The following is a 25,078-nucleotide window of genomic DNA, read 5'->3' on the forward strand; positions in this document are numbered from 1 at the left end:
GCTCACTGCATGCAAGCCCCCTTGTTGTAAGATGTTGTAGGGCAAGGCTATAACCCTTTCCTCTTTTTCGATCAGTACAAAAGAAAATATGACAGAAGACCTCTCCATTCTGACCCGCAAGGGCAATCCGCCTGACCACAATCTGGTCTATGGCAGCCATGCAGACCAGGTGGCCGATATACGTTATGGCAGTGATGGTGCACAGCGTCCACTGTTGATGTTGATACACGGCGGTTTCTGGAAACCAGAATATGACAGGCAGCACACCGAGGCGATGTCCAGCGCACTGGCCGCTGAAGGCTGGACGGTTGTTACACCAGAATATCGTCGCATCCCCGGCAAGCCTGACGCCAGCCTGGAAGATATCGCCAGCGCGATAGAAATGCTGCCACACCAGGTGGCGCGACACAACGGCAAGATCCTGTTGGTCGGGCATTCTGCTGGTGGGCATCTGGTGCTGTGGGCAGCAGTCAAATGCGCCACACCCATGCTGGCCGGTGTGCTTGCCCTGGCACCTGCTGCTGATCTGCGCATGGCCCATGCGTTGAAACTGGGTGATGGTGCTGTGATGCGTTTTCTGGGAAAAGACCCCGCTGAACGCGCCGATGTCGATCCCATGCAGTTATCCGCACCTGCGATGCCAGTGACCGTGCTGCAGGGTGGCCTTGATGCAGTTGTGCCGCCTGCTGTGTCTGAAGCTTACTGTCAGGCTTTTCCAAAAACGCAATGGGTACTTGTGCCAGGCGCCGGACACTTTGCCGTGATTGATCCGCAAAGCAATGCCTGGCCTGCAGTGACATCGGCTTTGCGTGGTTTGTCAGGCTTGTGAAAAATTCGTGTGCCAATTCCGCTAGCACCTGCATTGAATTATAAGTCTCTATAAAATCTAAACGCATTTTTTAACGCTGACTATTGCATGCTTATCTCCACCCTTAGAACAAAGGCCAGAAAAAATACGCTGGAAGTTGAACACATACTGGCTGCGGCAAAAGCAGGCGTACCAGGTTTGCGTGAGGAGCTGTCGCAGCTATCGATCGAATTAAATTGGTCAGCTTCTGCTTGCCTGTCTGATGGAACCCGTGTCGTGCCTTTGGCGAAATGGGCCGAAATTGCAGGAGCCTATGCAGAACAAGGCATGAGCGCGCTCGCAGTTCTTGCCAACAAGCCTGAAAATGCTGTCTACATTATTGGCTTGCTTGAGACACTGGGTTCATTGGAAGCTGTTGACGCACTCAATGCAATTTTCCGGGACGTCATGCACAAGCCAGGTGGTGATACTCATACGGCATGGTGTTTGGTGTATGCATATAATCAACTGCTCAGTTTTAAAAAATCGCCCATTGCTACAAGTGAGCAGGAAAACACAATCCGTGCTTTTCTGAACGAGCTTTTCCCTCTTGCAGAATCAGATGCTCAGCGAGCTAGTCTGATCTGTACACTTCGTGGTGTCGGTGATGAAGCATCGATACAGTATCTGTCAAATATTGCGGAACTTCCTTATCCTTATGAATCCTTAAGGCGCGATGCGATTCGCGTCATTCGTCAGCGTTTGCGGGCACGGCCCTGACATTTTCCTGCTGACGACAGCCAAGTAATCCACATCCTCGTATGCTTTGCAGCGGTATACATTAATGCATAGCCGCTAGTCATTTTTCGGCAATTCCAATTGCCCACGCCTTCCTACATACTCCTTTCATCGCAGTGCGGCTGAACATCAGCAAGCTCTTACAAGATGCTCTTGTTGACTGACATGGCCGCATTCCATCAGATGGGTGTCGATAAGCGTCGACCAGCATATTTTTTCAACATACTCAGGAGTGTTTCGTGAACTCAATAAGAAAATATACTCGTAAAGCCATACAGGTAGTCGCCGCAATTGCACTGGCTGGAAGCAGCCTGACAACGGCTTACGCTGCGACTGTGGGGGCAACTGCATCTGCGCCACCGGCAATCACGCCGGCACACCAGGGCCGTGTGCTCAAGTCACATCAGCTGCTGATCAAGCAATGGATATCGCTCTGGAATGGTGATCTGGAGCTGGCAAAGTCCATCATCGCGCCTGATTTCGCTTTGCATGCTACCTTGCTCGATGGTCGTTCCGATACCGTGATTAGTGGCCCGGCAGGACTGGCGGCCTGGGTAGCGCAAAGTCACGGTCTTTTCAAAAACCTGCAATTCTCTATACAAGTCGGCCCCATCGTCGATGCTAACTTTGTCGTGCTGCGCTGGGAGGCAAGGGGTAACTATGGCGGCGGCATGCCCGGCGCAAATGCTCCTGTCGGTACCCCTGTGAAATTTACAGGTACAGACATACTTCGTATTGAAGGTGGCAAAGTCAAAGACTACTGGCTCAATGCCGATACAGCAAATCTGCTGATGCAATTGAAGTTTGGGCAAGGACCGACGGCCACTGCGAATTAAATCTCTTAATAGCGTGGATAGCCTGGATAGCTTATATGGTTTGGATGGCTTTCGTCAGTTGCCTCACAGCTTCCTCCATATCTGCTGCCGGTATCTGAGCGTAGCCCAGGATCAAGCCATTGCTACTCGCGATCAGCTTGCCATGCTCTGCGGCGTGGGCGCTGAGTGCCTGGGCGACGATGCCCAGTTCTGCAGCTCTTTTGCTGATGTCTGTATCCGCCAAGTCTGCGGGCAATGTCAGGCTCAGGTGCATGCCTGTGCTGGCACCGTGGATGCTGGCTTGTGTACCCAGTTGATATTCCAGCGCCGTGACCAGGGCATCGCGCCTTTGTTTGTAAAAGCGGCGCATGCGTCGCAGGTGTGTGGCGAACTGGCCGCTACTGATAAATTCTGCCAGGGCCAGTTGATCTGCTGCGCGTCCGCGTGGTGCTGCATGAGCGAGGAAGTGGCTGAGTGCCGTCACCAGGTGTCTGGGGACCACGATATAAGCCAGGCGCAAGGCAGGGAACATGGTCTTGCTGAAAGTACCCAGATACAGCACGGGCGCATCTGTTGCCAGGCCCTGCATGGCGGGCAGGGGTGGGCCATCGTAGCGGAACTCGCTGTCATAATCATCTTCCATGATCAGGGCATTGCAGGCCCTGGCTTGTTCTATCAAGGCCATGCGCCTCGCCAGGCCAAGCACGCTGCCCAAGGGGTATTGGTGAGAGGGGGTGACATAGATCAGGCGAGGGGGATATTGTTGCCAGTCACCGGCTTCAGGAACAATGCCGTCTGCATCAACAGGAATGCCGCGTATGCGTAGCTGGGCGGCGTTAAAGGCTGTCCTGGCGCCATGGTAGCCGGGGTTTTCCATCCACACCTGTTCCCCCGCATCGGTAAATGCGTGGGCGCATAAATCCAGGCTGGCCTGTGTGCCATCAGTAATAAAAATTTGTTCTGCATCACACAAGACGCCACGCGATACCCGCAAATAATTGGCAATGGCCGTACGCAAGACAGGCTCGCCTGCGGGTTCGCCATAATTCAATTCTGCTACCGTGACACTGCGCCAGGCACGTGCCTGCAAATGCCGCCAGGGCATTAGCGGGAACGCATCCAGTGCAGGAACGCCAGGTGTAAACGCCTGCATGCCCGTGGTGTCGAGCAAGGCTGCACTGACACGGCTGCGTTGTGACAGAAGCGGTGTGGCTGCCATGCTGGTCGCAGGTATGTCAGTGTGGCCGATCCTGACCCGCGCCACTACTGTGCCGCGTTTGCTGGCATCGACATAGCCTTCTGTTGCCAGTTGTTCATAGGCATACAGCACGGTGTTGCGCGCCATGAGCAGTTCGCTTGCCAGCTCGCGGCTGGGCGGCAAACGTGTGCCCGCGATCAATGCACCACGCTTGATGGCGGCACGCAGGCATTCATGCAAGAGGCGTTGTCGTGACCAGCCCAGGTGTTGGTGTTGTTCCAGAAATTGATTGAGTAGTAAGGCGTAATCCATGAGCTAGTGCTAAATGTGGCTCTAAAATAATTCGTTATTTTGGTTCTTTTTAAAGAGCCATGCATGAATTATAGTGCGCCTCGCCTTCACTTTTTCAGGATATATCTCATGAATACCAGCAGCGCACCCACAGACTGCACCCGCATACGCCGCCTGGCAGAACTGGCCAGCTATGAACAAGCCAGCCTGCATGCCGTCATTGATGCGGCCTATCTTTGCCATATTGCTTTTCAGGATGCCAAGGGCACGCACTGCATCCCCACTGCCTGCTGGCGGCAGGATGGGTATTTGTATATCCATGGCTCGAACGGCGGGCGACTGACCAAGATACTGACGAGTGGCATACAAGCCTGTGTCACGATCACCCATCTGGATGGTCTGGTCATGGCCCGTTCCGCCTTCAACCACGCTATGAATTATCGCTCTGCCATGATCTATGGCTGCTTTGAAAAACTAGGGGACGAGGCCGACAAGCATCTCGCTCTGGCGCAATTCATGGAAAAACTGGCACCCGGCAGGCAAGCTCAGTGCAGGCCGGGCAATGACAAGGAAATGGCCGCCACCACCGTCATGCGTATTGCACTTGATGAGGCTGCAGTCAAGATACGCAGCGGCGGCCCGGAAGATGCTGAAGAGGATATGGATATCCCGGTATGGGCTGGTGTCCTGCCTTTAGTGCAGGTACATGGCGAACCCATCATTGATAGCCTGTGCAGTATGGCTGCGCCGGATTATGTGCGGAACTGGGTGAGGTAATCAGCGGCTTGAAGCCAGGATGGATAATTACGTCATTCCAGCTAAGGAAAGACGTAATTATTTCTGGTGACCTCATCCCTGCATCACAAGAAATTCGTCACATCAAAACCCACCAGGCTCAGGTTATTGATATTTTTCAGCGTACCTACCAGGACAATTTCGTCTGGTGTGATGTTGTTGACATCGAGTTGATTAATCACATACCAGATGCTGGCGTCGCCAATAATATCGGCGGTGATGAGTACCATTTTGCTGGCGACGGTGGGGCCGGTGAAGGCCTTGCCTGTGCCAAACAGGGCTGCCAGTTTGGATGGGTCGAGGGCATTGCCCTGGACCGTCAGTACGTCGCCATTGGCCCAGGCCTTGGGTGTGGTGGCAGCCGCATTCACGGCGGCGATCTTGGTGGTGCCGGTCTTGTTCAAAAAGGCTGAGAAATTCAATACATCGCCACCCTTGCCTATGGTGAAATTGGTGATGGTGTCGACGCCATTGGCAACCGGGGTAATGCCAAACACATAGGTGTCAACGCCAATGCCGCCCTGCATGGTGTCGTGGCCACCACCACCTGTGAAAAAATTGGCGTAGTTGGAGCCTAGCAGCAAATTATTGGCTTCATCGCCCTTGATGGTCGTGGTTACTGTGACCTTGGTGCCAGACGTACCCGTGCTTGTTCCCGTACTGGTGCTGGCCGGTGCGATCTGGCTCAGGTCGACATAATCCACCTGCTTGACCTCGCCACTCAGCAAGGCCAGTGGCTTGCTGTCGAGAGTGAGCGTATCCATGTTCAAATCTATCACCAGAGGCGTCGTCAGAGCACCTTTGCCGCTCAGCAAATGATTGACTTCAGTGAGTGGGATGTCGAGATAATTGATCTGCAAATCAGTCTTGACTGCATTCAGGATATTGACGACCTTGCCACCGGTAAAAGAGGTATTGTCCAGCGTGACTGTCAGGTTGGCGACATTATTGATACTGGCATGTGCCGTTGCCTTGCCGCTCAGGGTCAGTGTTGCCGTGGTATCGGTGGTCTTGATCAGGGTGCCGGTCAGGCCTGTCGGTACATTGGTTAGCTTGCCCAGCGCACTACCGATATTACCTTTGAAGGTATCGCCAGTCAGCGTTAATATGATGCTGCTGGTCATGCTGCCATCATTGAGTTGTTGCTCTACAAAGGCCGGTGCAGAATAACTGATGCTTCCCAGCGTAGGAGTTACTTCTGACGCCTGCGCTACTTTCAGGACCAGTTGCTCGACATTGGTGGGTGCCGCAGCAGCTTCGGCGGCGGTGGGCATGCGGCCTATGAGAGTCGTGTACACCACGCTGGCATAGACCTTGGTCGAGGCAGAAATCTTGAATTCTTGTGACTGGGCGAACTGGTTCAGTATCTCGCCCCGTGGCATGCCGTTATTCATCGCTTCTACCCAGTAGTTGCGCCCGGCGATATCGGCTGGGCGCCCCAGCACGTTTTGGTAGATCAGATCGAGATACTGTGCATTTGATAATTTTGCGCCGTATTTGCTGACAAATTCTTCAGAGTGGGCAAACACATCGGCAATCTGGCTATTGCTGCCGCCGTTTCTGTGTACCCCCATCCAGAACACAAAACCATCCGTGTCGGGAATGCGGTTAAAGGCCGCCAGGTACAGGCGTACAATCTGCTCTGCCGCCGGGCTGTATTCCGGTGCGATCAAAAAATTGTATTCCACCCCGGCGCGGGTCAGCAAACCAGAATCCAGACGCGAGGCATATAAATCCACGGTCTGTTGATCTGGTTGTCTGTCCCACAAGATCTGGAACAAGCCTGTGACAAATTCTTTATTGGTTTTGGCCATCATTGCACCCGCTTTATCTGCAGCAAATGTTGATATGAAAAAAAGTATGCATCCCTTGGTTTACGGCAAACTTTTTCAAAATTTCAGTGTCCAGGCCCCTCATAAGAGGAAATCTACGAAAGAAATTCACGCCTGGGACCAGGCATAATGCCATTCTTGCCAGACGGCAAAATCCTGATTTAAGCAGTATATGCCAAAAGAATTCAGGGCAATTCATACAACAGCACTTAAAAAACCAGTCAATTCGATATAGTTATCACTGCACGCTTGATAAAATACCCTACATCGGCTCCTTGCTCATGGCTCAGGCTCACCGGCAGACCAGCACATCGGCACACCAGCAGAAAGCACCACATCATGAAAATCGTCGTTCTCTTTCCTACCCAGACTGAAGCCAGCCTGTTCCAGCGTGAGGGCATTATCACCATTGTCTCAGGCGTGGGGCTCACTGCCACGGCTCACTCTACACTCAGGGCCATTTATGAATATGAGCCAGACATGCTCATCATGGCAGGCATCGCCGGGGCTTATCCACATTCCAGCTTCAAGGTGGGGGATGTGGCACTGGTGGAAACAGAAGTCGAAGGTGACCTGGGTTTTTTCACACCAGATGGCTTTACCCATCTTGCCCATCTGCCCATCGATATGGAATTTGAGCGCCGCCATACCCTGAGTTGCCCTTATCTCCCGGCAGGCACCGAGTTTTTACGTGCGCGCAGCATGTCACTTAATGCGGCAATGGCTCACTATGTTGACACTGAATTTGTTGATCTGGAAAATATGGAAGGTGCAGCCTTCTTCTATACCTGCCTGCAGGAAGACCAGCCTTTCCTGGAATTGCGCGCGGTCTCCAATTTCGTCAATGTCGACAATGATGAATGGGATATGCAGGGTTCGATCAAGGCGATGACCAAGGCGCTGAACCAGTTACTAGACGACATCCAACACTAAATTTTATGCACGGACCAGACCCAAAAAACGCCCACCCCATGCAGGGCTTCCCCCAGGTTTGTTATATCAAGAATACCGTCAGCAATCCCAATATCCTGATAGGCGACTACACCTATTACGATGACCCGGATGATTCAGAAAATTTCGAGCGCAATGTGCTCTATCATTTTCCCTTCATTGGCGACAAACTCATCATCGGCAAGTTTTGCGCCATTGCCCGTGGTGTCAAGTTCATCATGAATGGGGCTAACCACAATATGGCGGGGGTATCGACTTATCCATTCCAGATATTTGGCCATGGCTGGGAAAAAACGCCCATGGACCTGGAAGCCTTGCCCTACAAGGGTGATACTGTCATTGGCAACGATGTCTGGATAGGCTATGAGGCCCTCATCATGCCAGGCGTGAAGATAGGTAATGGTGCCATCATCTCATCACGTTCTGTCGTCGTCAGCGATGTGCCTGCCTACACCATTGTCGGCGGCAATCCGGCCAAGCCGCTACGCCAGCGTTTTACACCAGATGTTATCGAGACACTGGAGCAAATCGCCTGGTGGGACTGGCCGGTAGAAAAAATCAGCCGCCATATCAGCGTCATCACGACAGCTGATATAGGCGCCTTGAAGGCTTGTGCGCAGGCTGAATAATATAAGCCCTCCAATTCCGTTTCATTAATGTAAAGCAGCATATGAAAATATCAGATATCCCGTTTGGCACGACTGACTGGTCCGCTGTAGAGCAAACCGAGCATCCTGGCATCACTGGCAAAGCTTTCTGGCGCACCTGCAAGTTTGGAGATATCCGCGTGCGCATGGTCGAATATACACCTGGTTATCTGGCAGACCACTGGTGCAGCAAAGGGCATATCCTGTTGTGCATGGAAGGTGAAATGCTGACCGAACTTGAGGATGGCCGCGTACTGAGCTTGAAAGCAGGCATGAGTTACCAGGTTGCCGATGGTGCAGAGGCGCACCGTTCATCGACAGCGACAGGAGCAAAGCTGTTTATCGTGGACTAGTCGCAAGGCTGCCCGGCTTGCATTGCCCGGTCTGGCTACACCCCTATGGTATATTCGCTGGCATCATTATTGCTGCAATGCTGATTACGCCAGCAAGATGAACACTCCATATAAAAATATCATAGGGACCAGCAATGAATAAGAAACTGACATCCGTCTTATTGAGCAGCATGTTGTGCAGTCTTGTCATGGCCACAGGCCAGGCACATGCCCAGGACAAACCACTCCTTCTGGAAACCATCGCCATCAAGGCTGGCCGTCTGCTGGATGTGGAGAGCGGCAAGGTCTTGCGCGACCAGCTCATCGTGATCGAAGGCGAGCGCATTATTTCCATCGCGCCCATCGCTGGCACGCCAATTCCAGCCACGGTCAAAGTCATCGACTTGTCCAGATCCACCGTCTTGCCCGGCCTGATCGATGCCCATACCCATCTGACCAGCAACCCGCGCCAGCACGGCTATAGTTCGCTGGGCACCTCCACAGTGCGCGCCGCCCTTTATGGCGTCAGGGCCGCACGTGATACTTTGCATGCAGGTTTTACCACCGTGCGTGACGTTGGCTCTGAAGGTTTTTCTGACGTTGCCCTGCGCGACGCCATCAATGATGGCGACTTCCCTGGCCCGCGCATACTCGCAGCCGGTTATGCCATAGGCATCAAGGGTGGCCATTGCGATAATAATTTACTGCCACCAGAATACAATGATACCGGCAAGGGCGTGGCCGACGGCCCCTGGGCAGCACGCGCCAAAGTGCGTGAAATGGCCAAATATGGTGCAGATGTCATCAAGATTTGCGCCACTGGCGGTGTCTTGTCCAAAGGCGATGCTGCGGGTGCCCAGCAATATACATTGGAAGAAATGCAGGCCATCGTGCAGGAAGCCCACAAGCTGGGCCGCAAGGTTGCCGCCCATGCCCACGGTGCCAGCGGCATCAGTGATGCGATACGCGCGGGTGTCGATTCTGTCGAGCACAGCAGCCTGATTGATGCTGAAGGCATCAAATTGGCCAAACAACATGGCACATGGCTGGTCATGGACATCTATAATGACGACTATATTCTTGGCGAAGGCGAAAAAGCCGGTTTCCTGCCAGAGTCTTTGGCCAAGGAAAAAGAGATAGGTCAAAAGCAACGCGATAATTTCCGTGCTGCCATGCAAGGCGGTGCCCGCATGGCCTTTGGCTCAGACGCTGGCGTCTACCCGCATGGCGATAATGGCAAGCAGTTTTATTACATGGTCAAATATGGCATGACACCCATGCAAGCCATACAGGCAGCCACGATCAGTGCCGCAGATTTGCTGGGTTTGAAAGACAAGCTTGGCAGCATCAAGGTGGGCAAGCTGGCCGACATCATCGCTGTCGATGCTGATCCGCTGGCGGATGTGACAAGCCTGACGAAAGTGAATTTCGTCATGAAGAATGGCAAGGTTTATAAGTAATTTTAACTCAAGACCTCTCAACACAGAGGCACAGAGACACTGAGAAGATCAGAAGAAAAACTAAAAAAATGGTGATTCTTCATTCTAATTTGCGTCTCTTTTTTAGAAAGCAGCAATGAATCAAAAACTCAGCATAGATGAATACGACGCACTGGAGCAATTAAGCAAGCTGCCGCGCAATACCAAGCCAAATGCCTGCATCAGCCGCAATGCCAAGCGCCTGTGCGGCATCAAGTTCATGACTTACCGCAAGGATGGCACGCTGGAACTGACTGAGACCGGCAGGCAAACCTTGTTCATCAAACAATGCATAGATGGCTTACGTGCCATTGCCAATGACCCTGAAGTGAGTTTGCCGGGTCCGGTAGCCACCTTCCTGGGTAAGAAGGCGCATATTGAAGTCAATGTAGAGACGGGCAAGATGACGATCACGCAGCGTGGTCAGGAATGTCTGGCGGATATTGATGCGCAGATGGTGCAGGGGAATAAGTAAGAAATATCTTTGTGATTATGTATTTGCTTTTTTACTACCTCCACACGTCATTTAAGATTGCAGGCCGGTGGTAGACCGGCGGCTACTCACTTTTCTTGTCTCGCCAAGAAAAGTAAGCCAAAGAAGGCGACCCAGGCGTAGCCGCCCCTGCGGGGTACCCGTTTGTGCAGTACAACAAATGGGAAATGCCCGAAACTCGCTACGCTCAGACACGGGCATTTCTAATCCATTTTCTGTACAGCACAAACGGCGGCTACACATGGGAAATGCGAAAGTCAAAAGCAAGAACAAGGTCAAACCCAACAGCAACAGCAACAGCAACAGCAACAGCAACAGCAACAGCAACAGCAACAGCAACAGCAACAGCAACAGCAACAGCAACAGCAACAGCAACAGCAACAGCAAACCTAGCTATCGTTGATCGAAATTATTCAGCGCAATACGAACCGCGGTTGTATTGACGTTGTTTTTGACTTTGGGGTTGTTGTTGATCTTTGCCGTTCCGATGTGTCGATGCCTTTGCTGCGAGGCAGAAAATGGATTAAGAAATGACCGTTGTTTGAGCCGCAGGCGAGTTTCGGGCATTTCCCATTTTTTGACTTGCAGCAAAGGGAACCCCCTTCAGGGGGCAGCGACGCCTCGGTCGCCTTCTTTGGCTTACTTTTCTTGGCGAGACAAGAAAAGTGAGTAGCTGTCGGGCTACCCCCGACCGGCAATCTTAATTCACGCGCGCAGGTATTAAAAACGAATAGATAGTTACGACGAATCTGATGACTATATGCTGCGAAAATATTGAATGGAATAATCGTCAATATACGCCAACATAAACCACCAAAGCACTTACTCTTCCCTCACCACCTTGGTGCCCGCCAACATATCCCCCAGCCGTAATTGCCTGCGCCCCAGGGCAAATGCCCAGTCGACCACGGTCAGCAAGGCAAGGTTGCGGAACAGGGATTGCTGCAAATTGCAGGGGTGCTCAGTGCCGGCCTGTACTACACGTATCTTCATGATGCGCTTGCCCAGGCTCTGGCCGTCAAAGCCATCCTTGAACAGCAGGTAGAGCATCCACAATATCAGGATAGCCCGGTTGGTTTGTTTGAACAGATTGGGCATGGTTACCGTGATCAGCAAACCCAGCAGCACCAGCAATAAGGCCACGCCTGCGGTATCGATCATCTGCGCGATGAAACGTCTGGGAACGCCAGCCAGTTTTGCATCATCGGCATGGGCAACCTCGGCAATTCTCAGGTGCTGGCTGCGCTGTTCACGTAATGCTGATACATCGACGCCGCGCACAGACAAGACTGATTCTATCGTCGCATATTCATGCTCATGCAAACCCGGCCTGATGCCGAGCGCGAGCAAGTCTCCCGTCTCTCTTGACGTATAGCTTTCATGCAATTGTGCGCGTAGTGCATCCATTTTTGCTTTAAGTCAGATTGAGGGAGCCCGATTCATGATAGTTCATGCATCAGGCGGCATACGGGTGAATTTGTTGCAAGATATTACACAGAGCGCATTTTTGTTCAGGTGCAGCATGACAATCAGCGTTGTTTGGCCTGGATAAACATGGCCTCTGGCATTTAACGATTGCATATCAGCAGGCCGTGGCCCTGGGTGATCACTCACTCGTGAGTAATGCAAGATACCAGTGCTTAAATAGGAAATCAAAGCCAATAGGGTAAGCAATCTGATTCATAAAGAAAATTAACAATTGCAGTAAAGCCACTTGTTACCGCGTCGCGATAAAAATGCAATAAAAATGATAAGAAAACCGGGATGCCGCACTAAGAGAATGCCTTAAATTTGCGAATAATATTGGCAGGTGGCAACGTCGCAAAATTGCAACTGTTTTTAACAAGTAAATCCAGGAGAAGTAGATAGGCATATAAGAAAAATATGGCGATATGCACAAGCTATTTATCAAATTGCCTGAAATTGCCTGATTTACCGCTTCATGGAATGGATGCTATTCTGCAAGGGTTCGCGTTTTAGACTATCCTGCCCGACTTTTTAGGAACTGGCGATGTGCGTCAGTTTCATTACTTAAGTATTGGAGAACTGGTATGTTTTTTTCGTCACTGCGTAGAAAGCTCATCAGCATTTGTGTGACCATAGTAGTGATAGCCATGTTGTCCATGGTAGTAGCGAATTTCTTTACTACCCGCTCGCGCACGATGGATGCGCTCAACAGCCAGTTATTGCAATTGTCTGAAAGCCATGCAAGCGCGATTACCGAATGGGTCAAGTCCAAGCAGGCAGCAGTCGCCTCGCTGAAGCTGGCGGCAGAATTGCCAGAACCCATAGGTGCACTCAAGGCAGGTGAACAGGCGGGTGTGTTTGACATGGCCTACATAGGCTTTGCCGACAAGCACGCGGTGTTTTCACAAGAGCGCAAACGCGCTGCTGATTATGACCCGACTGCACGCCCCTGGTACATCAAGGCCAGCGAAGCAGGTGGCCCCATCATCACCACGCCCTATATCGGTGCCAGCACCGGCAAACTGGTGGTCACCTTTGCCGACCCCATCGGCCCCAAGGGCAGCATCAAGGCAGTGGCCGCAGCCGACGTCATGCTCGATGCTGTTACCAGCAATGTCGCCTCCATCAAGCCTACTCCTGCCAGCTATGCTTTCCTGCTCGATGGCAGTGGCAAGATCATTGCCCATCCCAATGAAAAACTGACGCTGAAACCACTCAGTGAACTTGATGCCAAGCTGACGACAGAAGTGCTGACCGCCACCGAGGCTTCCAAGACCAGTAGCATCATTCATTTGAATGGTCGCGAAGGCATGTTGTTCGTCACCAAAATCGCTGGTACTGACTGGTTGCTGGCCACTGTGCTGGACCGTGCCGAGGCCACCCATGCATTGTCAGCCATGCTGACAACATCGGCAGTGACTGCCATCATCGTGGTGGCACTGGCAGCGCTTTTGTTGACCACCCTGGTTGCCCGCGCCCTCAAGCGCCTGGAACTGGTGCGTGATGCCATGGCCGATATCGCCACGGGTGAAGGCGACCTGACCCGCCGTCTGGCTGCTGATGGCAGCGATGAACTGGCGCAAATCAGCGAGGCCTTTAACCGCTTTGTCGACAAGATTGCCGCGGTGCTGATAGACATACGCGCCACCAGCGGTTCAGTCAGGCTGGCATCAGGCGAAATTGCCGCAGGCAATGCCGACTTGTCTGCGCGTACAGAAAGCCAGGCCAGTTCACTGGAAGAAACCGCTTCATCCATGGAGGAACTGACTTCCACCGTCAGACAAAATGCCGACAATGCACGCCAGGCCAACCAGCTGGCAGCTTCTGCCGCCACCGTGGCAGGCAAGGGTGGTCAGGTGGTGTCGCAAGTGGTCAATACCATGGTGTCCATCAAGGACAGTTCCAGCAAGATTGTTGACATCATCAGCGTGATTGACGGCATTGCTTTCCAGACCAATATCCTGGCATTGAACGCGGCGGTGGAAGCTGCTCGCGCGGGTGAGCAAGGGCGCGGCTTTGCCGTGGTGGCATCCGAGGTGCGCAACCTGGCACAACGCTCGGCCACTGCCGCCAAAGAAATTAAATCTCTCATCGATGACTCGGTGGGCAAGGTAGACTCAGGTGCGCGCCTGGTCGATGAAGCCGGGCAGACCATGGGCGAGATCGTCACCTCGGTCAAGCAGGTCGCCGACATCATGAGCGAGATCACTGCGGCCAGCCAGGAACAAAGCTCAGGCATAGAAGAAGTTAACCGCGCTGTCACCCAGATGGATGAAATGACCCAGCAAAATGCCGCCCTGGTGGAAGAAGCTGCCGCCGCTGCGGAGAGCCTGCAAGAACAGGCTGAACATCTGTCGCAAATCATCAGCATGTTCAAGCTTGATGATGGCAGGCAGCCAGTTGCGGCCGGTGTGGCCACTCACAACGCACCTAGAGCGGCAGTAAAAGCAAAACCCGCTGCACAAACTGCGCCGAGAATTGCAGCTGCTGCGAAAGTCAGCAAGCCTGCAAGCACAGGTAGCAAGAAAGCTCAAAACACTAACGATGACTGGGAAGAGTTTTGATGAAGCTGTTGCGCCATGAATCAAAATGGCGCTGTCATATTGTCGTCATCGCAGTTGAGTATGCTGTTGCTTGAACATACTCCTCCTCGGTGTTGATATTGTGCTCCCTATGCATGTGTCGCATCTATGTTCTTAAGCAGCCTCAGGGCTGCTTTTTTTATAAGAATCATGATGAGAAAAAACCATACTGACTTGTCAAATTACACAGAAAATATCCATGCTGTACAGACCAGTTCCCGGACTTGCACATGATTGACAAAAGTTCACAAATGCATACGGCCTTCCATTAACCCTGACTGCCTATGCTTGGTGTTAGCATAAGCCAGTATCCTGCCTTACTTATGTGCAACTTATGTCCATCTTTTGTCCAACTTGTGCTCAACCCGTGTCCAGGAGATATCATGAATATGTGTAGATCGCTGTTGACCATCGTGGCGGCGCTGTCTGCGCTGTTGCTGCTGGCCTGCCAGGATGAGATGGGCAAGGGCAAAGCCGGTTCTGCTTCAGACCCTGCAAAAAACCTGGCTGTCACTGCCTCTGCCAAATCCAGACCCAGCGTCAGCATTGCCCTGGTGATGAAGACCCTGACCAATCCCTATTACATACAGATGGAGCAGGGCGCGCGCCGCGCAGCCAAAGAATACGGGGTAGAACTGCTGGTCAAGACAGGGGCGCAAGAAACGTCGATAGAGCAGCAAATACAGATAGTCGATGAGCTGATACAAAACAGGATAGCCGCCATCGTAATTGCGCCTGGCGATTCAAAGCGCCTGGTGCCTATCCTGAAAAAAGCCCAGGACCAGGGCATCGTCATTATCGATGTGGATAACCGGCTTGATGCACCTGCCATGCAAAGCCAGGGCATGCAAAAAATTCCCTTTGTCGGCGTGGACAATGAAAAAGCCAGTTTTGAATCCGTGAAGCATGTCGTCGACCAGATCAAAAAACCGACGGCTGTCGCCATCCTCGAAGGCATACGCAGCACAGAAAATTCACGCTTGCGGGTGCAGGGAGCAGAGCAGGCTTTTGCCAGCAACAAGTTCATCAAACTGGTCGCCAGGGAATCGGCCAACTGGAAAATCGATGAAGCGCGCGAAGTCACCAAGCGCTTGCTGGCTGAGCATCCCGATATACGTATCTTGTATTGCGCCAACGACATGATGGCATTGGGTGCTATCAAGTTCTTGCAGGATAGTGGCAAGACTGACGTGGCCGTGATTGGCTATGATGCGCTGGAAGAAGCCGTGGCTGCCATCAGGCAGGGGCGTTTGCTGGCAACGGTAGATCAAAGTGCGGCCGAACAGGGTTATGTCGGTGTCATGCTGGCATTTCGCCGTTTAAAAGGTGATGAGGTGCCACCAACCACTATTATCGACACACGTCTGGTCACCGCAGACAGTTTGAAATAAACAGGCCAGACCTTGAATCCCAAGCTCGACATCAAGCCAGACATCAGGCCATACATCAAGCCCAACATCACGATCAAGCTGATTGCCTATCTATTGATCGTCAGCGTACTGCCCTTGCTGGCCTATGCCGTCATTTCCTTTGATATGGTCAAACGCACCATGCTGGAAATGGCCAGCGGCTATAGCGCCCAACTGGTGAGCAACCAGCGGGATTATCTGCTGCTGCAAACCGCGCAGATAGAAAGCCTGGCAGCCCGCATCGCCAGCATAGAAGAAATCGGCGCGGCGGTTGCCAATATTGATACCGCACAGAAAAGCGAACGTAATTCCTATGATGACCTGTCTGCCCAGGCTGGCATACGTCAGAGCCTCAATGCCTATACCAATCTCAAGGGCCTGGTGTCGATAGACTTGTTTACTGCCAAAGGCAATCGCTTTTATGTTGGTGATACCCTGGCCGTGCCTGTTGTCAATGATGCCCAGCGTCAGCGTATTTATGATGCTGCTGTCAGGTCGCAACAATCCCTGATATGGCTGGGCGTGGAAGATAATCTGAATACCGCCTCACCAGTGCGCAAGGTCTTGACAGCGGTCAAGGTGATACGCCGCTATTCTGAAGAAAAGCAGGACTCGGTGGCGACAGGCATGTTGCTGATTAATTATTCCACCGACTACCTGGCAGAAAATTTCTCGCGCCTTGACCTGGGGCGTGAAGCCTATCTGATGGTGGCAGATGCGAAGGGGCGACTGGTCTATGCACCTGCACATGATGAGATAGGCCGGGCCGCACCACCTGAACTGGCAAGCTTGCAAAATAATGCCAGGGCAGGTGGCGCGGGTATTATGGGTGCAAGAGGAATCGCAGATGTGCAGTTACGCCAGCACAATGCCCTGGTCAGTTATTCCTGCACTGCAGATGGTTTGTGGTGCGTGTTTGGTGTCATCCCCAAACAAACCCTGCTGGCGCCGGTCAATCGTATTGCCTTGCTGGCCACCATCGTCATGCTGCTGTGCTTTGCTGTCATTGCTCTGGCAGTACGGCATTTCAAGCGCAATATCGTGGCACCGGTCAGGGCGATTTCTGACGGCTTCCGGCAACTGCAAGAGAATAAATTCGATATCAGCAAACCCCTGCCTCTACCCAATGGCAAGGATGAAATTACCGAACTGGTGGCATGGTTTAATGCCTTCCTCGAAACCCTGCAAATGCGTCAGCGCCATGAGCAGGAACTGATACAGAGCGAGTATAAATTTTCTGCCATCTTCCAGTTATCACCGATGGCACTGGCCCTGATACGCCTTGAAAATGGCGAGTTCGTCGACGTGAATAATTTCTGGCTGCTGCAGTTTGGTTTCAAGCGTGAAGACGTGGTAGGGAAAACTTCGCGTGATTTTAATCTGTGGGTAGATCTCAAAGAGCGCGAAAAAATGGTGCGTGCCTTGCAGAGCGCCAATATCCTGAATCGCTTTGAAGTGCGTCAAAGACGCAAGGATGGGCGCATCATCACCTGCGAGCTGTTTGGCCGCCCTATAGAATTCCAGCATGAAATGCTCTATATTTTTTGCTGTGTCGACATCACCCGTCAGCGCGAAGTAGAGCAGGAAATACGCGAGATCAACCAGCAGCTTGAATCCCGGGTACATTCACGCACCATTACGCTGGAGCAAACCAACCGCGAACTGGCAGCAGCAATGAACACCCTGAACCGTACCAAGGATGAACTGGTGCGCTCAGAAAAAATGGCAGCACTGGGTGCACTGGTGGCAGGCATCGCCCATGAACTTAATACCCCGATAGGCAATAGCGTCACCGTTGCCAGCACCTTGCAGGATGAGTCCGGCACACTCAGGGCAGAACTGCAATCGGGCAAGCTGCGTCGCTCCACCATAGAATATTATCTGAGCACTATTACTACAGGCACCGAGCTGCTGATGCGCAACCTCGGTAGCGCCCATGAACTGATCAGCAGTTTCAAGCAAGTCACGGTTGACCAGTCCAGCAACCAGCGCCGTCCCTTCATGCTCAAGGAAACCCTGGAAGAAATTATTGCCACCCTGGTGCCCATGTATAAAAAAACCGGGCACAGCATGCATTGCGAACTGGCCAGCGGCATCATGATGGACAGTTATCCCGGCCCGTTGGGACAGGTACTCACCAATTTTGTCACCAATGCACTGTCACATGCGTTTGAAGGCCGCAGCAAGGGCCAGATGAAGCTGACCGCCCATCCGCTAGCTGGCGGGCTGGTAGAAATCATTTTCAGTGATGATGGACTGGGCATACCGGACGAACACCAGTCACGCGTGTTTGACCCTTTCTTTACCACCAAGCTGGGCAAGGGCGGTTCTGGCCTGGGCATGAGCATCGCCTATAACATCGTCACCAGCATACTGGGCGGGTCTATCAGTTTGCAGTCAAAGCTGGGTGAGGGCAGCAGTTTTATTCTGGTCCTGCCTTTGTGTGCGCCGGTGTTGCAGGGGGAGGCTGACTGTCACCAAGCCTGACAGGTGCACACTTGCTAAGGCGCACCCCAATGGATTGGGCATTCGCTGGTGCGCCATGCACAGCCAGCCGCATCAAGTATGCTGATGAGAGCTTGCAACTCTTCACCGCGCACGTGTTTGCCAACCTGATGTTCTGCTACTGTTGTCAATAGCTGCTTGAGTTCCATGACATTCAGTGACGAAGGGAATAGAGGCTTCAACAGGCGCAATGTGCTAGCCGTTAAGTTTGCTGGCGTCTGCAAGTAAACATCAACAAAAGTGTCACCATGCTTATATGAAAAAACAGGGATTTCCGGATGCCTGGGCATGGAAAATCTGAATTCATAAATGTAAGGCAGATACGCCGGTGTAATCGCGATTCCGGTGTGCGTAATGCTTGCCTTTAAACTGATGTTACCTGCAATCGAAATTGAGCCGCCAGCCAAACCCGGAACCGCCTGCTCTTCCAGTGGATAAAGTGCAGCACGATTCACCAGTATGCCCCTCTGTCCATTTTTTGATCTGCTGGCCGCTTCATCTTCGAGCAGACAAACAAAGTGGCTGGAGATAATGAGGTAGCCGCTTATTTCTACAGGATGCAGATAGTGCTCATCACTAAGCTCGAGAGCTTCACTAACGCGCATGGTTTAATTTTTCTCGAAGTCTTCCAGCTCTGCAATGCGCGTTTTTGCACGAGCCTGCATGCAACTGATGTGCATGACATTGCGTATGGTGCCGCCTATATTCTTTTGATAGACGGCATCGCAATCAGCTTCGCGAAACTTGATCCAGGCGCGCTGGGCATTGACGAAAGCTTTTTTCATATCAGCAAAATTGCCGTCAGACGCATAGTCTTTTTCCATGCCTTTGAGCACGCGCTGATACACCTGATTCAGTTTGGCTTCGACCTTTTGTTGTTCTATGGAAGCGCATTCATTGATTTCCATGGTGTTGGAGGCTTTGTTGCAATCAATGGCTTGGGCGAGGCTGCTGGCGCAGGCGAGGGTGAGGAGGAGAATGAGGTTGCGCATGGTGGGCTCGTCAAGGTGATGGTGAAGTTGCTTTATTATTTGGATTATAGTCTGAAATTTCGGTGTGCTACCGGGCTGATTGATTCCTAATTAACGAGATTTTTCTTAACGTCATTCCAGCGTGGGTTTAGCTGGAATCCAGCGGCGTTCGTAGCATTTCGTGAAGTGCATTAGCATCTGAATCGTGGTGCTTTGAACGACTTGATTTTCAAATGCATACACACGTGATTCTAGATTGCCGGCCGGTGGTAGACCGGCAGCTACCCACCTTTTTGTCTCGCCAAAAAAGGTGGGCCAAAAAGGCGACCCAGGCGTCGTCGCCCCCTGAAGGGGGTTCCCGTTTGTGCAGTACAAAAAATGGGAAGGCCCGAAACTCGCTACGCTCAAACAGCGGTCCTTCTTTTTCCATTTTCTGTAATGCACAAACGGCGTCGACACATGGGAACTGCTAACGTCAAAAACAACATCAACCGCAAAGTCAAACCCAACAGCAACAGCAACAGCAACAGCAACAGCAACAGCAACAGCAACAGCAACAGCAACAGCAACCCCAACTTCAAAACCGCGGCAATGCGTCAGCTATATAAACTGCGTGATTCGAAATTAAATCCCATCACTGATGGACTTCTCGTATTACCGCCTCATACACCGCAAGATCCCCATCAGAAAAACAGCAAAAGATAATCTCTTCTATGACCGGATATTCTGCCGCCGCGGCCATGATGGTATTGATAGCAACACGTGCCGCCAGTTCTATTGGATAACCATAAATTCCCGTGCTGATACTGGGGAAGGCAATGCTGCGTAATTGTTTTGCGGCAGCCAGCTCCAGGCTGTTGCGGTAGCAGGATGCCAGCAACTCTGGTTCACTCTGTTCGCCGCCGCGCCAGACGGGGCCTACGGTGTGGATGACGCAGGTGGCTGGCAGGCGGTAGCCTTTGGTGAGTTTGGCCTGGCCAGTTTTGCAGCCACCCAGCAGGCGGCATTCATGAACCAGGTCTGGCCCTGCTGCGCGATGGATGGCGCCATCGACACCGCCGCCGCCCAGCAGGGAGGAGTTGGCAGCATTGACGATGGCATCTACTTGCAGCCTGGTGATGTCGGCTCTGATGGCGAGGATTTGTGGCATGGATGTGATGGGCTAAGCAAAAGTAAGTGTCAAAATACAATAAAAATGCGATATTGATAGCAGCCTGTCTTCTCTCTGTGAGCTGGCATGGCGAGACTATTTTAATGTTATTTTAATACTATTTTGCAATCGTTGACTTGCAAAATAGCAATTGCCTAATATGCTAGAAAGAAGTAAAACAAAGAAATCTTGCTTTTCCTGATATGACATCCTTGGGAAACAGGCGAGGAAGGGGGAGTTGCCCGCCAATATATAAGTGCAAACCCCGGCTCTGCAGTGCCTTACTATAAAAATATCTGGAGACAGGCAATGAAAATTCAAAATCTGAATATAGGCATACGGCTCGCCATGGGCTTTGGACTGGTGATGCTGCTGGCGACGATTTCTTCCGGGATAGGTTTATGGCGCTTGAACGAGGTGGCTGACAGTACCCGTTCCATGATGCAGGAGCCTTTGAAAAAAGAACGCATGACCGAGGAATGGTACCGTATCACCGTGGCCGGGCTGAAACGCACGCTGGCCATCGTAAAGAGCAGTGATGAAACACTGGCAGAATATTTTGTCAATGACGCCAAGGCATCTACGGCTAGAAATAATGAAATTCAAAAATACATGGAAGAGCATATCGCCTTCCCTGAAGAGAAAAAACTGCTCGACAATATCATCGCTGTGCGCAAGGAATATATTGCCTTGCGTGACCAGATCACCAAGTTGAAAAAAGACGGTCAGGCGGATGAAGCCGCCAAGCTGTTTGAAAAATTCATGCCAGTATCAGACGCTTATCAAAAGAGTGAACTTGATTTCCTTGAGTTTCAAAAAAAGGATGTGGATGATCTCAGCCAGGAAGTCGATGCCATCGCCAAAAACAGTTTTATGCTGATCAGTGCCTTGATCATCTTGTTTATTATCTTTGGTACTGCCTGCGCCTGGTTTTTGACGATAGGCATTACGCGTCCCATGCACCACGCCTTGTCGCTGGCCCGTAGTGTTGCTGATGGTGACCTGACGACGAAGATCGATGTCAAATCGACGGACGAAACCGGCCAGCTCATGCAGGCATTGAAGGACATGAACAACGGTCTGGAGAAAATCGTTAGTGAAGTGCGTACCAGCACAGACACCATCGTCGGTGCATCCACTGATATTGCCACCGGCAATATGGATTTGTCTGCCCGTACCGAGAGCCAGGCTGGCTCACTGGAAGAAACCGCATCTTCCATGGAAGAGCTGACCAGTACCATGAAGCAGAATTCACAAAATGCCCGTGATGCCAATCAACTGGTGCATGCAGCATCGGATGCTGCGGTGAAAGGCGGGGCGGTGGTGTCGCAAGTGGTAGTCACCATGGGCGCTATCAGTGATTCATCCAGGAAGATTGTCGATATCATTGCCGTCATTGATGGTATTGCGTTTCAAACCAATATCCTTGCCCTGAATGCGGCGGTAGAAGCTGCACGTGCGGGTGAGCAGGGACGAGGTTTTGCCGTAGTGGCTTCAGAAGTGCGCAACCTGGCACAAAGATCAGCCAGCGCTGCGAAAGAAATCAAGGCCCTCATTTCTGATTCTGTCGATAAAGTGGGCGAGGGCGCGCGTCTGGTCGATCAGGCAGGTGCGACCATGTCCGAGATCGTCGATAGCGTGGCAAAAGTAACGACCATCATGAATGAAATCAATGATGCCAGCAAAGAACAGTCTGCCGGCATAGACCAGATCAATAATGCCATCATACAAATGGATGGTGTCACCCAGCAAAATGCAGCTTTGGTGGAAGAGGCCGCAGCTGCGGCAAAAAGCCTGCAGGACCAGGCCAGCAATTTGTCGAATGTGGTCAGTATTTTCAAAGTTCAGCAACAGTTCTCTCAGGCCAGCACCGGCAGCTATGCGTCGACTTCAGGCAAGGTAGTGACATCCGACAAGAGGCTGGCATACAGGCAATGAACTCGCGTGTGAAATTTTGCCATCTCGCTGTATTGCTGCGAGATGTATTGCTGTCATTCTCTCTATTATTGCCCTTCACGTTGCCCAGCTTTGCTGGCACGGAAATACATACTGCAGCCCAGGAGGCATCTGAACCCAAGTACATTGCTATCGTCAATGCTGAGGGCAGGGCAGCAGTCGGCGGGATATGTGTGGACATCATGCGGGCCATGGAAAAGGCTGACACTGACTTGCATTTTGTTGGTGACCAGACCTGGCAACCCCGTGCACGCATCGATGCCAGCCTCAAGTCGGGCAACATCGATGTTATCTGTGGCGTGCAGCGCATCGCCCGCAACACCTCGCAATATCAGTTTGCTGCGACACCGCTGTTCACCGTTAATTACTTGCTGGCCGTGCGGGCAGACGACACTATCGCGCTGGAAGACTGGGACGATATACGCAAGCTGGGCAATGAGGGCATCATATTGACGCTGCGGGGTTTTGGTATCGTCGATATCCTGACGCAGATGGGGGGCCTGAAGATAGATGACAGCGCAACTTCCTCCGCCTCCAACCTGAAGAAACTGCTGGCGGGACGCGGGCGTTTTTATTGCCACCGTTCTCCAGGCATAGGTCTGGCGATACGCCAGGCTGGCCTGGAAGATAAAATCAGGTTGTTACGCAAACCAGTGCTGACAGAAAAGTTCTACATGGGCATGACAAAAACCATGCATCCTGAACTAGTCAGGAAGATAGCTGCAGCACTGGTTGTGCTGGAGAAAAATGGGGAATTGAAGAGGATATACGAACGATATCAAGAGCCTGGTTCGCCTTTTTCTTGAGCTGGCGCTTGGTCTATTTTGTGTTTTTTTAAGCTGAAATTCTCAATAAGATCCAGCAAGCCACGATCATTCTGTTCGCCATGGTAGGGCGCAATCGCTACATGATTTTCTGGTTGCCTGGCGATTTTTTCAGGTGAGTCATCTACCATCATAATCTGATCCAGTGTATAACCCTGGCCCTGGATTTTTCTCAGGTCCTTGATGTAGACGTAACTATTGCTTCTGACATCTACCCGTTGCACACAACGCTCGACCGACCAGGCAAACTTGAGCGGGTAATCAGTGCCAAAGACTTGGGTGACCACGGCATCCACATATTCTCGCGATGAAGACGACCATACTGCCATATCAAAATGTGGTGCCAGCGCGGCCAGCATGTCGGCCAAAAAAGGGCGCTGATATACAAAGTAGGGAGGAAACGAAAATGCAGCAGGCTGGCCCAACTCAGTTGTGCTGGCGTGAACCAGTGTTTCATCCAGATCGAAGACGATTAATTTAACTTGCTGTGATGATGTCATATCGCTGGTGTATTGGCAAAACGCAGTAAGGCAAAGTGGCCGAAAATCTGCTCCAGACTTTCATCGTGCTTAGTCAGACTTTCAGCCAGATATTACAACGGCCAAGGTTTTTCGATATTGTAATCTTGTTTGAGATACGAAGTATCAAGCAAGCTAATGTCAGGCATGTACATGCTCCAGTCGGTGGTGCTCTTCATTATTGAGGTCGGCAATCGGGGACGATATCCCGGGGTCAAAATTATTAAGTGGCAAGCCGCGCAAGACGCGTGCTGGCCAGTCTGCATGGGTCAGCGCACCTCGTCCTAGCGATATGGCATTGGCCTGACCGCTGGCTATCAAGTTGGCCGCGCGCGTGGGATCATGCAGTGATCCATTGGCGATCACGGGCAAGTCTGCATATTGCCTGGCAAGTGCAGCCAGGCTGGGACCGTTCCCAAAGGCACTTTGCCATGCTTCAAATTCAGTCGTGTGGATATAGTCAATTGGCAGCTTTGCCAGCGTACTGAAGATGAGCGCAGCGTCGGTTTCTGCATTGCGCCACTTGTGCGTGAAATCGTTGACCTTGCCCTGGGATATACGCATACCCAGCGTGAACTCAGGGCCAACCGCCGTGCGTACCGCCTGCACGACCTCGATGATCAGGCGCAGACGGCATGCGATGTCGCCGCCGTAGCGGTCGTTGCGCAGGTTTATGCCTTCGCTAAGAAATTGGTCAAGCAGGTAGCCGTTCGCTCCGTGGATTTCTACACCGTCGAAGCCAGCTTGTTTTGCGCGCACTGCCGCAGCGGCGAAGCCATTGATCGCTTCCGTGATTGCGTCGTCAGCCATTGCATGTGGTATTGGGTACTCGCCCTTGCCCCTGTAAAAGCTCATCTGCTGTCCTTGAGGCCTCACTGCAGACGGGCCCAAGGTATCGCTGCGGTAAGGGTTGCCCTGCGAGAGCGCGCCTGCATGCATCAACTGGGCAATCATGCGTCCCCCATCTTGATGGACCGCATCAACTACTTTGGTCCAGGCATCGCGCTGGTGGTCATCAGACAGGCCGGGCTGGTTCAAGTAGCCTTGCGAGTAAGCCCTGTCCGTATAAATACCCTCGCTGATGATCAGCCCGAAGCCGCCTTTGGCGAAAGCGGTGTAATAGCGTGCCATCTGCTCAGTCGCGCAGCCCCCATCGCTTGCGCTGATGCGTGTCATGGGTGCTACTGCCAGGCGATTTTTAAGCGTCATCCGGCCTATGGAGACCGGCTGGAAAAGGCAGTCGTGCAGATGAGTATCAGGTGTCGTGGTGGCATTCATA

The 25,078-nt window shown here is 52.1% G+C and carries 23 protein-coding genes; 15 read left to right on the plus strand and 8 right to left on the minus strand.

Going from position 1 to position 25,078, the window contains the following annotated elements; translation table 11 throughout:
- Positions 1 to 88 precede the first annotated feature (88 nt).
- From DFR42_RS19920 to DFR42_RS19930, 3 genes are all read left to right on the plus strand, one after another.
- Positions 89 to 829, plus strand: a complete 741-nt coding sequence (locus DFR42_RS19920; RefSeq protein ID WP_110256784.1) for an alpha/beta hydrolase family protein — start codon at positions 89 to 91, stop codon at positions 827 to 829.
- A gap of 87 nt (positions 830 to 916) precedes the next feature.
- Positions 917 to 1,567, plus strand: coding sequence for a hypothetical protein (locus DFR42_RS19925; RefSeq protein ID WP_110256785.1), 651 nt, complete (start codon positions 917 to 919; stop codon positions 1,565 to 1,567).
- A 257-nt stretch (positions 1,568 to 1,824) separates the two neighbouring features.
- The gene (locus tag DFR42_RS19930; protein ID WP_211324366.1) at positions 1,825 to 2,421 is read left to right on the plus strand and encodes an ester cyclase; all 597 of its coding nucleotides are present in this window, start codon (positions 1,825 to 1,827) and stop codon (positions 2,419 to 2,421) included.
- A 31-nt stretch (positions 2,422 to 2,452) separates the two neighbouring features.
- On the opposite strand, the gene pdxR is transcribed toward DFR42_RS19930, so the two are convergent.
- Entirely contained in the window at positions 2,453 to 3,910 is a 1,458-nt protein-coding gene (gene pdxR, locus DFR42_RS19935; protein ID WP_110256786.1) for a MocR-like pyridoxine biosynthesis transcription factor PdxR, read from the minus strand.
- Between the two features lie 108 nt (positions 3,911 to 4,018).
- On the opposite strand from pdxR, the gene DFR42_RS19940 reads away from it, so the two are divergent.
- Positions 4,019 to 4,666 (plus strand): pyridoxamine 5'-phosphate oxidase family protein, encoded by a 648-nt coding sequence (locus tag DFR42_RS19940; protein ID WP_110256787.1) that lies wholly within the window; start codon positions 4,019 to 4,021, stop codon positions 4,664 to 4,666.
- Between the two features lie 83 nt (positions 4,667 to 4,749).
- Here the strand turns inward: DFR42_RS19940 and DFR42_RS19945 are convergent, their stop codons facing one another.
- Positions 4,750 to 6,498: a DUF4214 domain-containing protein gene (locus DFR42_RS19945; RefSeq protein ID WP_170133593.1), complete on the minus strand. Its 1,749-nt coding sequence runs from the start codon at positions 6,496 to 6,498 to the stop codon at positions 4,750 to 4,752.
- Positions 6,499 to 6,855: 357 nt separating this feature from the next.
- Between DFR42_RS19945 and DFR42_RS19950 the strand changes: the two genes are divergently transcribed.
- The 6 genes from DFR42_RS19950 to DFR42_RS29025 all read left to right on the plus strand — a co-directional run bounded on the left by DFR42_RS19950 (position 6,856) and on the right by DFR42_RS29025 (position 10,860).
- A complete protein-coding gene (locus tag DFR42_RS19950; protein WP_110256789.1) occupies positions 6,856 to 7,449 on the plus strand; it encodes a phosphorylase family protein in 594 nt (197 codons plus the stop codon).
- A gap of 5 nt (positions 7,450 to 7,454) precedes the next feature.
- Entirely contained in the window at positions 7,455 to 8,096 is a 642-nt protein-coding gene (locus DFR42_RS19955; RefSeq protein ID WP_110256790.1) for a Vat family streptogramin A O-acetyltransferase, read from the plus strand.
- 41 nt (positions 8,097 to 8,137) lie between these two features.
- On the plus strand, positions 8,138 to 8,467 hold the full coding sequence (locus DFR42_RS19960) for a DHCW motif cupin fold protein (protein ID WP_110256791.1): 330 nt from the start codon (positions 8,138 to 8,140) through the stop codon (positions 8,465 to 8,467).
- Between the two features lie 134 nt (positions 8,468 to 8,601).
- Positions 8,602 to 9,906 carry a Xaa-Pro dipeptidase gene (locus DFR42_RS19965; protein WP_170133594.1) on the plus strand — a complete coding sequence of 435 codons (1,305 nt, stop codon included), beginning with the start codon at positions 8,602 to 8,604 and terminating at the stop codon, positions 9,904 to 9,906.
- Between the two features lie 115 nt (positions 9,907 to 10,021).
- A complete protein-coding gene (locus tag DFR42_RS19970) occupies positions 10,022 to 10,399 on the plus strand; it encodes a hypothetical protein (protein WP_110256792.1) in 378 nt (125 codons plus the stop codon).
- Positions 10,400 to 10,584: 185 nt separating this feature from the next.
- Complete coding sequence (locus DFR42_RS29025) at positions 10,585 to 10,860, plus strand: hypothetical protein (protein WP_146218913.1); 276 nt, start codon at positions 10,585 to 10,587, stop codon at positions 10,858 to 10,860.
- Positions 10,861 to 11,239: 379 nt separating this feature from the next.
- Here the strand turns inward: DFR42_RS29025 and DFR42_RS19975 are convergent, their stop codons facing one another.
- Positions 11,240 to 11,824, minus strand: a complete 585-nt coding sequence (locus DFR42_RS19975) for an RDD family protein (RefSeq protein WP_110256793.1) — start codon at positions 11,822 to 11,824, stop codon at positions 11,240 to 11,242.
- A gap of 644 nt (positions 11,825 to 12,468) precedes the next feature.
- Here DFR42_RS19975 and DFR42_RS19980 point away from each other — a divergent pair.
- The 3 genes from DFR42_RS19980 (at position 12,469) to DFR42_RS19990 (ending at position 18,362) form a co-directional block, all read left to right on the plus strand.
- On the plus strand, positions 12,469 to 14,448 hold the full coding sequence (locus tag DFR42_RS19980) for a methyl-accepting chemotaxis protein (protein WP_110256794.1): 1,980 nt from the start codon (positions 12,469 to 12,471) through the stop codon (positions 14,446 to 14,448).
- A 401-nt stretch (positions 14,449 to 14,849) separates the two neighbouring features.
- Positions 14,850 to 15,857: a substrate-binding domain-containing protein gene (locus tag DFR42_RS19985; RefSeq protein ID WP_110256795.1), complete on the plus strand. Its 1,008-nt coding sequence runs from the start codon at positions 14,850 to 14,852 to the stop codon at positions 15,855 to 15,857.
- A gap of 12 nt (positions 15,858 to 15,869) precedes the next feature.
- Positions 15,870 to 18,362, plus strand: coding sequence for an ATP-binding protein (locus DFR42_RS19990; protein ID WP_110256796.1), 2,493 nt, complete (start codon positions 15,870 to 15,872; stop codon positions 18,360 to 18,362).
- Positions 18,363 to 18,376: 14 nt separating this feature from the next.
- On the opposite strand, the gene DFR42_RS19995 is transcribed toward DFR42_RS19990, so the two are convergent.
- The 3 genes from DFR42_RS19995 to DFR42_RS20010 all read right to left on the minus strand — a co-directional run bounded on the left by DFR42_RS19995 (position 18,377) and on the right by DFR42_RS20010 (position 20,501).
- On the minus strand, positions 18,377 to 18,985 hold the full coding sequence (locus DFR42_RS19995; protein WP_110256797.1) for a hypothetical protein: 609 nt from the start codon (positions 18,983 to 18,985) through the stop codon (positions 18,377 to 18,379).
- Between the two features lie 3 nt (positions 18,986 to 18,988).
- Positions 18,989 to 19,372: a lysozyme inhibitor LprI family protein gene (locus DFR42_RS20000; RefSeq protein ID WP_110256798.1), complete on the minus strand. Its 384-nt coding sequence runs from the start codon at positions 19,370 to 19,372 to the stop codon at positions 18,989 to 18,991.
- Between the two features lie 613 nt (positions 19,373 to 19,985).
- Positions 19,986 to 20,501 (minus strand): O-acetyl-ADP-ribose deacetylase, encoded by a 516-nt coding sequence (locus tag DFR42_RS20010; RefSeq protein WP_110256800.1) that lies wholly within the window; start codon positions 20,499 to 20,501, stop codon positions 19,986 to 19,988.
- Positions 20,502 to 20,810: 309 nt separating this feature from the next.
- Here DFR42_RS20010 and DFR42_RS20015 point away from each other — a divergent pair, with 309 nt between their 5' ends.
- Positions 20,811 to 22,439 carry a methyl-accepting chemotaxis protein gene (locus tag DFR42_RS20015; RefSeq protein WP_110256801.1) on the plus strand — a complete coding sequence of 543 codons (1,629 nt, stop codon included), beginning with the start codon at positions 20,811 to 20,813 and terminating at the stop codon, positions 22,437 to 22,439.
- Positions 22,436 to 23,263: a substrate-binding periplasmic protein gene (locus DFR42_RS20020; RefSeq protein WP_110256802.1), complete on the plus strand. Its 828-nt coding sequence runs from the start codon at positions 22,436 to 22,438 to the stop codon at positions 23,261 to 23,263. Before DFR42_RS20015 ends, DFR42_RS20020 begins: the two co-directional genes overlap by 4 nt.
- On the opposite strand, the gene DFR42_RS20025 is transcribed toward DFR42_RS20020, so the two are convergent.
- Both DFR42_RS20025 and DFR42_RS20030 read right to left on the minus strand, forming a co-directional pair.
- Positions 23,236 to 23,781 carry an HAD family hydrolase gene (locus DFR42_RS20025; protein ID WP_110256803.1) on the minus strand — a complete coding sequence of 182 codons (546 nt, stop codon included), beginning with the start codon at positions 23,779 to 23,781 and terminating at the stop codon, positions 23,236 to 23,238. The two genes, DFR42_RS20020 and DFR42_RS20025, sit on opposite strands and share 28 nt — an antisense overlap.
- Before the next feature lie 159 nt (positions 23,782 to 23,940).
- Complete coding sequence (locus tag DFR42_RS20030; RefSeq protein WP_110256804.1) at positions 23,941 to 25,077, minus strand: NADH:flavin oxidoreductase; 1,137 nt, start codon at positions 25,075 to 25,077, stop codon at positions 23,941 to 23,943.
- Position 25,078 lies beyond the last annotated feature (1 nt).

This window comes from Undibacterium pigrum (assembly GCF_003201815.1).
GTDB lineage: Bacteria > Pseudomonadota > Gammaproteobacteria > Burkholderiales > Burkholderiaceae_D > Undibacterium > Undibacterium pigrum.